The following is a 9210-nucleotide window of genomic DNA, read 5'->3' on the forward strand; positions in this document are numbered from 1 at the left end:
CCCAGGCGATCGGCATGAAGCCGCTGCTCAGCGGGGCCTCCCCGGAAGACGAGGGCCTCTACGTGCTGCACCACCAGCACTGGGTCGAGGAGATGCTGCGCGCCATCGACAAGGAACGCAGCCAGTTCATCGCCACTGCCACCGCCTGAGGGGAGGAGAAACCATGAGCATCAGCTACCACGACATCCAGGCGTTTCTCTACCGCGAGGCGCGGCTGCTCGACGACCGCCAGTGGGACGAGTGGCTGGCGTGCTACCGCCAGGACGCGGAGTTCTGGATGCCGGCTTGGGACGACGACGACCAGCTGACCCGCGACCCGCAGTCGGAGATCTCGCTGATCTACTACCCGAACCGCGAGGGGCTGGAGGACCGGGTCTACCGGATCAAGACCGAGCGCAGCGGGGCGAGCACGCCGGAGCCGCGCACCACCCACCAGATCAGCAACATCGAGGTGCTCAAGGAGGCGGGCGACGAGGTGGAGCTGCGCTTCAACTGGCACACCCTGAGCCACCGCTACAAGAAGACCGACGGCTACTTCGGCAGCGCCTTCTACACCCTGGACGTGTCGGGCGAGACGCCGCTGATCGCCAACAAGAAGGTGGTGCTGAACAACGACTACATCCACCAGGTCATCGACATCTATCACATCTGACCGGGTCACGCTGATCCGACCGGCAAGGCCCTGCGGCAGGGACGCCACAGGAAGAGTGCAAGATCAACTGATATCACGACCGATAACCACAACAGCTATTTCCCTGGTGAACACAATGAAAACCTCAATCAAGAAAACGCTGCTGGCCTCTGTTGTTGGGGCAGGCCTGATGGCCGCCGGTGGGGCATACGCCAGCGAACATCCTGTCAAGCTCGGCCTGATGCTGCCCTATTCCGGTACCTATACCGCCCTGGGTGAGGCGATCACCAATGGCCTGCAGCTGGCCATCGAGGAGCGCGGCAACCAGCTGGGCGGCCGTCCCGTTGAATACGTGAAGCTGGACTCCGAAGCCGACCCCTCCAAGGCGCCCCAGAACATGAGCCGGCTGGTACGGGGTGACAATGTCGACTTCGTGATCGGCCCGGTGCACTCGGGGGTTGCCATGGGCATGCTGCGGGTGGCCAAGCAGACCGGTGCCATCACCATCATTCCCAATGCGGGGCTGGGGGCGGCGACCAACGAGCTGTGCATGCCCAATGTGTTCCGCACCTCCTTCAGCATGTGGCAGGACAGCTACCCCATGGGCAAGGTCGCCTACGATCGGGGCTACCGCAAGATGGTCACCATCACCTGGGACTACGCCGGCGGCAAGGAGGACGTGGCCGGCTTCAAGGAGGCCTTTACCGAGGCCGGTGGCGAGATCGTCGAGGAGATTCTGGTGCCCTTCCCGAGCACCGAGTTCCAGAGCTACCTGGCGCAGATCGGCAGCCTCAATCCGGACGCCGTCTATACCTTCTTCGCCGGTGGCGGCGGGGTCAGCTTCGTGCGCGATTACGCGGCCTCGGGCCTCAAGGACAACATTCCGCTGCTGGGCTCGGGGTTCCTGACGGAGGGCAACCTGGGCGCCCTGGGCGATGCCGGGGAAGGCGTGCTGACCACCCTGCACTATGCCGACACCCTCGACAGTGACGCGAACCGTCAGTTCGTGGCGGCCTATCAGGAAGCCTATGGCAAGGTGCCGGATGCCTATGCCGTGCAGGGCTATGACACCGGCATGATGCTGGCCCAGGCGCTGGACAAGGTGGCTGGCAACACCGAGGACAAGGAGGCCCTGATCGCGGCGCTGGCCAGTGTGGAACTCGAAAGCCCCAGGGGGCTGATGAGCTTCTCCGATTCCCACCACCCAATCCAGAACGTCTACCTTCGCGAGATCCGGGATGGCAAGCATGAAGTCGTCGATGTCGCCTACGAGCAACTCGAAGTGCCGGATAACGCCTGCAAGAAGTGATTCGGTGAACCCCTGACTTCCGGGGCGGGCCAAGCCCGCCCCCGTGCCTCGCGGAGGAGATCGTCATGGATCTCGCATTCTTTGGTGTGCAGCTCCTCAACGGGCTGCAGTACGGACTGCTGCTGTTCCTGATCGCCAGTGGCCTGACGCTGATCTTCGGCATCATGGGCATCATCAACCTGGCCCATGGCGCCATGTACATGATCGGGGCCTACCTGGTCTGGGACCTGACCATGCGGCTGGGCAACTTCTGGCTGGCCATCGTCATCGCCATTCCCATCGCCATCGTTCTGGGGCTGATCATCGAGCGGCTCTTTCTCGACACGCTCTACAAGCGTGACCATCTCTACCAGGTACTGCTGACCTTTGGGCTGATCCTGGTGCTCAACGAGGCACAGCGGATCATCTGGGGGGGGGACGTCCACAGCGTGCCGGTGCCGGCGCCCTTCGATGGCAGCATCCAGCTTACCGACAACCTGCAGTACTCGGTCTACCGGCTGTTCGTGATGGGTGTCTGCCTGGCACTGGCCGGGGTTATCTACTGGGTCATCCGCCACACCCGGCTGGGTATCATCATCCGCGCCGGCGCGGTCAACCGCGACATGGTGGAGGGACTGGGCATCAATGTGCGCACCCTGTTCACGCTGATCTTCAGCGTCGGGGTGGCGCTTACCGCCTTTGCCGGGATGATCGCGGCGCCCCTGACCTCCATCGCCCCCGGCATGGGTGACAGCATCCTGATCACCTGCTTCGTCGTCGTGGTCATCGGCGGCATCGGCTCGATCAAGGGCGCCTTCTGGGGGGCCATTCTGATCGGCATGGCCGAGACCTTCGGGTCGGTGCTGATTCCGAGCCTTGCCAGCATGGTGATCTACCTGATCATGGCCGCCGTGCTGCTGGTCAAGCCACGCGGGCTGTTCGCCTGAGGAGGGTGAGTCATGTTGCATAGATATCCCAAGCGCGTCTCTATCATCATGCTGGTATTGACCGCACTCGTTGCCCTCTTTCCGCTCTGGGGGCCGGCCCTGTTCGGGGCGCGCAGTGACTTCGTCCTGGAACAGCTCACCTTGATGCTGATCCTGGCGCTGTTCGCCATGAGCCTGGATCTGCTGGTGGGCGTGGTGGGGCTGGTCAGCCTCGGCCATGCCCTGTTCTTCGGCCTGGGGGCCTATACGCTGGCCCTGGCCAGCCCCGATTTCAGCCCCGCCTCGCTGTGGTGGATGCTGCCGCTGGTCATGCTGGTCTCCGCGGTGGTCGCCCTGGTCGTCGGCTTCCTGGTCATCCGCACTAAGGGCATCTTCTTCATCATGACCACCCTGGCCTTCGGTCAGATGCTCTACTACCTGGTCAGCACCTCGCCCTATACTGGCGGTACCGACGGGGTCTTCATCATGTTCCGACCCAGTGTCGCGGTCGGTGACACCCTGCTACTGGATATGGATAACCCGCTGACGTTCTTCTATTTCTGTCTGGGAACCCTGATCGTCGGCTATGTCTTCCTGCGCTGGCTGACCCGTTCCTACTATGGCCAGGTGCTCGACGGCATCCACGACAACGAGCACCGCATGGAGGCGCTGGGCTATGCCACCGCGAGCTACAAGCTGATCGCCTTCGTGATTGCCGGGGTGATGGCGGCGATCGCCGGCATGCTGGCGGCCATGCAGTACGGCTTCGCCAACCCCGCCCAGCTCGGCTGGCACACCTCGGGTGAGGTGCTGATGATGGTGATCCTCGGCGGTATGGGCACCATTTTCGGGCCAATTCTCGGCGCCTTCGCCTTCGAGATCCTGCTGTATACCTATGAGCACCTGACCACGCACTGGCCGATCCTGATGGGCATCACCATCATCCTGGCCGTGCTGATTCTGCCCAAGGGCATCGCCGGGCTGATCATCGCCCCACCCGGGCGTGACGCCCTGATGAAATCGCCCCTGCTGCGCTGGTTCAACCGGCGTGGCCAGGCCGGGTCGGCCGCGGTCAAGTCGTCCAAGCCCGCGGCCAAGTCGTCGAAGCCCGCGGCCCAGAGCAAGGAGGGATAAGCCATGAGTACTGCTCCCTTGTTGGAAACCCATGGCCTGACCCGGCGCTTCGGGGGCCTGATAGCGGTCAATGACGTCGATTTCGATGTCAAGCCGGGCGAGATCCACGCCATTCTGGGGCCGAATGGTGCCGGCAAGAGCACCCTGATCAACCTGCTGTCGGGGGAGATTCCGCCCTCGTCGGGGCAGATCCTGTACCGCGGCAAGCCCATCCAGGGCAAGAAGGCGCGTCAGATCGCCCGCATGGGGATCGGCCGCAGCCACCAGAAGACCAATATCTTCCCGCGGCTCAACTGCCTGCAGAACTGCCAGCTGGCGGCGCGCATCCACATGGGCGGGGTGTTCGGCAGCTGGCGCTCCCGCCAGCAGGCCCGGGCGGTCAGCGAGCGGGCGCTCCAAGCCCTGGAGACCTGCCAGCTGGTGCAGCGCGCCTATACCCCGGCATCCGACATGAGCTACGGCGAGCAGCGCCAGCTGCAGATCGCCATGGTGCTGGCCACGGCGCCGTCGCTGATGCTGCTCGACGAGCCCATGGCCGGCATGGGGCGCGAGGAGACCGCTCAGGTTACCGAGCTGCTCAAGGGCCTGGCCGATCAGTATCCGCTGGTACTGATCGAGCACGACATGGACTCGGTGTTCCGCCTGGCCCACCGCATCACCGTGATGGTGGACGGCTGCGTGCTGGAGACCGGTCCGACCGACCAGATTCGCCGCAGTGAAAAGGTCCGGGACGTCTATCTCGGCCGCCACCATGAGGAGGCGCAAGCATGACCGCCGCTGAGCAGATCACGCCCCTGATCGAAGCCAAGGGGCTGCACACCTACTATGGTGAGAGCCATATCCTGCACGGTGTCGATCTCACCCTCATGCCCGGCGAGACCCTCAGCCTGCTGGGGCGCAACGGCATGGGCAAGACCACCACCCTGAAGTCGATCCTTGGCTTCGTGCCACCGCGCGAGGGCGAGGTGCGCATCAAGGGCGAGTCGACGGTGCGCCGGCGCCCCTGGCAGCTGATCCGCCAGGGCATCGGCTATGTGCCGGAAGGGCGGGGGATCTTCCCCGGCATCAGCGTGCGCGAGCACCTGATCATGGCCGCCCGGCCCAACGAGCGGGGCGAGTCGCCCTGGACGCTGGAACGCGTGCTGGACACCTTCCCGAGGCTCGGCCAGCGCATCAACCACGACGGCTCCTTCCTCTCCGGGGGCGAGCAGCAGATGCTCTCCATTGGACGGGCCCTGACCCTCAACCCGGACCTGATGATCCTCGACGAGGCCACCGAGGGGCTGGCCCCGCTGATCCGGGACGAGATCTGGAAGATCATCCACGAGATCAAGGCCTCCGGCATCGCCACCATCATCGTCGACAAGAACATCGACAACCTGCTGGAGGTGGCCGAGAAGCACATCCTGCTGGTCAAGGGCGAGGTGGTCTACAGCGGCGGTGCCCAGGGCCTGAAGGACGATCCCACCATCCTCGAGACCCACCTCGGCGTCGCCTGAGGTGTGAGGAGAGACGTTGCATGCGACTTCACAAGGACTGGTCGATACCCGCGATCACCGCCGGCTTCGTGGCGGTGCTCGTGTCCTACTCCGGCCCCCTGGCGATCTTCTTCCAGGCGGCCCAGAGCGCCGAGATCTCGACCGCCATGATGACCTCCTGGGTCTGGGCGATCTCCATTGGCGCGGCCGTCTCGGGGATCGCGCTCAGCCTCTGGCTGAAGGTCCCCGTGGTCACCGCCTGGTCGGCCCCGGGCACGGCGCTGCTGGTCACGCTCTTCCCCGGCCTGTCGCTGAACGAGGCGGTGGGGGCCTACCTCACCGCGGCGGCGGTGATCTTCGTGATCGGCATTACCGGCTCCTTCGACCGCATCATCCAGGCGATCCCGCCGGGCATCGCCAGCGCCATGATGGCAGGGATCCTGTTCCAGTTCGGCGTAGGGGTCTTCGTATCGCTCGAGTCGGTGCCGGCGTTGGCCATCGGCATGATCCTGGCCTACCTGGTCTTCAAGCGGCTGACGCCCCGCTACAGCCTGGTGCTGCTGCTGGTGGTCGGCGTGGTCCTGGCCGTGGTGCTCGAGGGGGCCAGCCTGAAGGGGGTTTCGGTACAACTGGCCCAGCCGGCGTTCATCCGTCCCGAGTGGACCTGGAACGCCACCCTCAGCCTGGCCATTCCGCTGGTGCTGGTCAGCCTGACCGGACAGTTCCTGCCGGGCATGGCGATCATGCGCAGCTCCGGCTACAACACCCCGGCGCGTCCGATCGTCATCGTGACCAGCCTGACGTCCTTCGTCACCGCCTTCTTCGGCGGCATCACCACGGTGATCGCGGCGATCACGGCGGCCATCTGCACCAGCAAGGAGGCCCACGAGGATCCCAACAAGCGCTATGTGGCCGGGGTGGCCAACGGGGTCTTCTACCTGATCGGGGGCACCTTCGCCGGCACCATCGTACTGCTCTTCACCTCGCTGCCCGGCGAGTTCGTTGCGGTGCTGGCAGGACTGGCGCTGATCGGCGCCATCACCAGCAATGTCAGCGCCTTCGCCGCCCAGAAGGGCCACCTGGAAGCCTCGGTGATCACCTTCATCGCCACCGCCTCCGGGATCAGCTTCCTGGGCCTGGGCTCCGCCTTCTGGGGGGTGGTGGTCGGTGCGCTGGCCTACGCCCTGCTGCACCGGCCACTGCCCGGCCTCGGGCGCCGGGCCGAGCGGGCGCAGGCCCGCAAGTCATCCTGATCTCGACTACCGCAATATCAAGAACAACGCTATTCAGAGGAGTCCGACGATGGACAAGATTCATGTGGCGATGGACGAAAGCGACGCTTCGCTGCGCGCCCTGGCACTTGGCCAGGGCCTGGCCCGCCAGCTGGCGGTGCCCTTGAGCGTGACCTCCGTGGTGGCTTCGGCCGACCGGGTCGAGTCCCGGCGGGCGGCACTGCAGTCGCGCCTGGCAGACCAGCAGGCGGGGGATGTCACCGTCGAGGTGGCGGTCCATGACAGCGCCAAGGACTACCTGGGCCAGCTGGCCGGCCGCGAGGAGGTGGGGCTGTGCATGATGGCCCACGGGCGGCGCCCGGTACCGGAGATGCTGATCGGCAGCGTTACCGCCGGCGTCGTGCGGCGTGCCCACCGGCCGGTCTTCCTGTGCGGGCCCCGCTTCGATGCCGGAGCCCACCGCAAGGTGGAGGTGCTGATGGTCTGCGTGGACGGCTCGAAGCTCTCCGAGGCGATCCTGCCCCATGCGGTGGCACTCTCCAAGCGGCTGGACGCCCGCCTGCAGCTGCTGCAGGTGATCGACACCAGTGCCGCCGCGGCGGTGCCACTCGATGGCGGCCATGCCGACGTGATGGAGTCCGGCTATGTCCACGGCCTGGCGCGGCGCCTGCGGACCGACCATGGCATGGAGGTGGACTGGGAGGTACTGCACGGCGACCCGGCGGACGCCATCGTCAGTTACCTGGCGGACTGCCAGGATGCCATGCTGGCCATGACCACCCACGGTCGCAGTGGCCTCTCCCAGGTGGTGGCCGGCAGCGTCACCCACGAGGTGGTCCACGAGGCGCCCTGCCCGGTCGCGGTGTGGCGGCCTCCCCATCGTCGGTGATGCGGACTAAGCTTATTGATAGGCCTCTTGATCGACACCCGGGAGGGTGATTCCCATGTCCATGGAGCGCGTCAAACGCTTTCTCGACGATAACGGCGTGAAATACGTCATACAACAGCATTCTCCGGCCTATACCGCCCAGGAGGTCGCCGAGGCGGCCCACGTGCCCGGTCGGCATTTCGCCAAGTGCGTCATGGTCGAGATCGATGGTCGCCTCGCCCTGACGGTCCTGCCGGCCACGGATCGCGTCGACCTTCAGCGGCTGGCTCGGTCCGTCGGTGCCCAGTCCGTCGAGCTGGCCAAGGAAGCGGACTTCCACGACCGTTTCCCCGATTGCGAGCCCGGCGCGATGCCGCCCTTCGGCAACCTCTTCGATCTGGAGGTCTTCGTCTCGCCACACCTGGCCGAGACCGACCTCATTTCCTTCAATGCCGGCAGCCATCGTGAGGTCATGCAGCTCGCCTACAGCGTGTTCGACCGGCTCGTGAAACCGGTGGAAGTGGCGATGTAAGACAGGCTAGTGGATTGCTGGATACGGACCGGAGACGACGATGCCAGGCCCGATGGGGCCTGGCATCGTCGTCGGGGGAGGCGGTGAGTGTCAGAGCACCCCCTTGGCCTTGGCGGTATGGGTGGCGATGGCGTCCATCAGCGGCGGTGACAGGCAGTCGTAGGGTTCCAGCCCCAGCTCCTTGAGTCGTGAACGCACCTCGCCCATCTTGTCGGGGTGGGTGCCGGACTCGATGATCGAGGAGACGAAGGCCGCGAACTCCGGGGCCGCCCAGCCGGTGTCATCCGAGAGCTCGGTATGGATGAAGTCCAGGCCGTGGAAGGGATGGTCGGTATTTTCGATGCGCCCGTACATGTGCACCCCGCAGCCCTTGCAGGCGTGGCGCTGGATGGCGGCGGAGGGGTCGACGACCTCGAGTTTGTCCTCGTTGGCGGTGACGCTGAGGCTGTCGCGGGGAACCACGGCGACCATCGAGAACAGGGCCCCGTCGGGTTTCCAGCACTTGGTGCAGCCACAGACATGGTTGTGGGCACACTGCGACTTGACGGTCACCTCGACCTTGTTGTCGGGGCAGTGGCAGCGCAGGGTGCCACCTTCGAAGTTGTCGCTGCCGGGGCGGACGCCGTTGTCTACCGACGGGTGGATATGGAGATGGTGGCTCATTGCGGTATCTCCCTGCTGTGCGGTGGAGGACTGAGCGGTCGAGGATGAGGTGTCGCCGGAACTCGACGCGGCCGGTGCCGGCCTCTCGGCCGGCGTGTCGGCGGATCTGGGTGGGGGGGGCTTCGGGGCGCCGAACCAGCGCTGAAGCATGTCCATGAGACTCATGGGTAGGTTCTCCTTGCGGCTCGAGCGTGCGGCCTGCTCAGTTCGCGCGGTTGCGGGCGCGTATCACTCGCGCGGCTTCGGGCGCGTATCAATAGTGGAGCACGCTGCGGATGCTCTTGCCCGCGTGCAGCAGCTCGAAGGCCTCGTTGATCTGCTCGAAGGGCAGGTCATGGGTAATGAAGTCGTCGATGTTGATCTCGCCGTCCATGTAGCGCTTCACATAGCCCGGCAGCTCGGTGCGGCCCTTGACGCCCCCGAAGGCCGAGCCCTTCCAGACCCGCCCGGTGACCAGC

At 65.3% G+C, this 9210-nt stretch carries 10 protein-coding genes and 1 pseudogene; 9 read left to right on the top strand and 2 right to left on the bottom strand.

Translation table 11 applies throughout. The features are described from left to right. Nucleotides 1-163: 163 nt before the first annotated feature. From benB to MKP05_RS20810, 9 genes are all read left to right on the top strand, one after another. Nucleotides 164-652, top strand: coding sequence for a benzoate 1,2-dioxygenase small subunit (gene benB, locus MKP05_RS20770; RefSeq protein ID WP_240570069.1), 489 nt, complete (start codon nucleotides 164-166; stop codon nucleotides 650-652). A gap of 115 nt (nucleotides 653-767) precedes the next feature. After that, a complete protein-coding gene (locus MKP05_RS20775; protein ID WP_110282759.1) occupies nucleotides 768-1940 on the top strand; it encodes an ABC transporter substrate-binding protein in 1173 nt (390 codons plus the stop codon). Nucleotides 1941-2005: 65 nt separating this feature from the next. Then, entirely contained in the window at nucleotides 2006-2866 is an 861-nt protein-coding gene (locus MKP05_RS20780; RefSeq protein WP_110282758.1) for a branched-chain amino acid ABC transporter permease, read from the top strand. 12 nt (nucleotides 2867-2878) lie between these two features. After that, entirely contained in the window at nucleotides 2879-3979 is a 1101-nt protein-coding gene (locus MKP05_RS20785) for a branched-chain amino acid ABC transporter permease (protein WP_240570070.1), read from the top strand. A 3-nt stretch (nucleotides 3980-3982) separates the two neighbouring features. Beyond that, nucleotides 3983-4750 carry an ABC transporter ATP-binding protein gene (locus tag MKP05_RS20790; protein ID WP_110282756.1) on the top strand — a complete coding sequence of 256 codons (768 nt, stop codon included), beginning with the start codon at nucleotides 3983-3985 and terminating at the stop codon, nucleotides 4748-4750. Beyond that, a complete protein-coding gene (locus MKP05_RS20795) occupies nucleotides 4747-5478 on the top strand; it encodes an ABC transporter ATP-binding protein (RefSeq protein WP_110282755.1) in 732 nt (243 codons plus the stop codon). Before MKP05_RS20790 ends, MKP05_RS20795 begins: the two co-directional genes overlap by 4 nt. Before the next feature lie 20 nt (nucleotides 5479-5498). Beyond that, nucleotides 5499-6710: a benzoate/H(+) symporter BenE family transporter gene (locus MKP05_RS20800; RefSeq protein WP_240570071.1), complete on the top strand. Its 1212-nt coding sequence runs from the start codon at nucleotides 5499-5501 to the stop codon at nucleotides 6708-6710. Nucleotides 6711-6759: 49 nt separating this feature from the next. Continuing rightward, on the top strand, nucleotides 6760-7578 hold the full coding sequence (locus MKP05_RS20805) for a universal stress protein (RefSeq protein WP_240570072.1): 819 nt from the start codon (nucleotides 6760-6762) through the stop codon (nucleotides 7576-7578). A gap of 55 nt (nucleotides 7579-7633) precedes the next feature. After that, nucleotides 7634-8089 (top strand): aminoacyl-tRNA deacylase, encoded by a 456-nt coding sequence (locus tag MKP05_RS20810; protein ID WP_110282752.1) that lies wholly within the window; start codon nucleotides 7634-7636, stop codon nucleotides 8087-8089. Nucleotides 8090-8179: 90 nt separating this feature from the next. On the opposite strand, the gene gfa is transcribed toward MKP05_RS20810, so the two are convergent. Continuing rightward, entirely contained in the window at nucleotides 8180-8752 is a 573-nt protein-coding gene (gfa, locus tag MKP05_RS20815) for an S-(hydroxymethyl)glutathione synthase (RefSeq protein ID WP_240570073.1), read from the bottom strand. A gap of 253 nt (nucleotides 8753-9005) precedes the next feature. Further along, a pseudogene (locus MKP05_RS20820) lies at nucleotides 9006-9210 on the bottom strand (S-(hydroxymethyl)glutathione dehydrogenase); the annotation flags it as partial.

It is taken from the genome of Halomonas flagellata (assembly GCF_022487945.1).
GTDB classification, from domain to species: domain Bacteria; phylum Pseudomonadota; class Gammaproteobacteria; order Pseudomonadales; family Halomonadaceae; genus Halomonas; species Halomonas flagellata.

Coding starts and splice junctions, on each gene's coding strand:
- MKP05_RS20775 (WP_110282759.1), top strand. CDS start 768: ATGAAAACCTCAATCAAGAAAACGCTGCTGGCCTCTGTTGTTGGGGCA.
- MKP05_RS20800 (WP_240570071.1), top strand. CDS start 5,499: ATGCGACTTCACAAGGACTGGTCGATACCCGCGATCACCGCCGGCTTC.
- MKP05_RS20785 (WP_240570070.1), top strand. CDS start 2,879: ATGTTGCATAGATATCCCAAGCGCGTCTCTATCATCATGCTGGTATTG.
- MKP05_RS20810 (WP_110282752.1), top strand. CDS start 7,634: ATGTCCATGGAGCGCGTCAAACGCTTTCTCGACGATAACGGCGTGAAA.
- MKP05_RS20780 (WP_110282758.1), top strand. CDS start 2,006: ATGGATCTCGCATTCTTTGGTGTGCAGCTCCTCAACGGGCTGCAGTAC.
- MKP05_RS20795 (WP_110282755.1), top strand. CDS start 4,747: ATGACCGCCGCTGAGCAGATCACGCCCCTGATCGAAGCCAAGGGGCTG.
- MKP05_RS20805 (WP_240570072.1), top strand. CDS start 6,760: ATGGACAAGATTCATGTGGCGATGGACGAAAGCGACGCTTCGCTGCGC.
- benB (WP_240570069.1), top strand. CDS start 164: ATGAGCATCAGCTACCACGACATCCAGGCGTTTCTCTACCGCGAGGCG.
- gfa (WP_240570073.1), bottom strand. CDS start 8,752: ATGAGCCACCATCTCCATATCCACCCGTCGGTAGACAACGGCGTCCGC.
- MKP05_RS20790 (WP_110282756.1), top strand. CDS start 3,983: ATGAGTACTGCTCCCTTGTTGGAAACCCATGGCCTGACCCGGCGCTTC.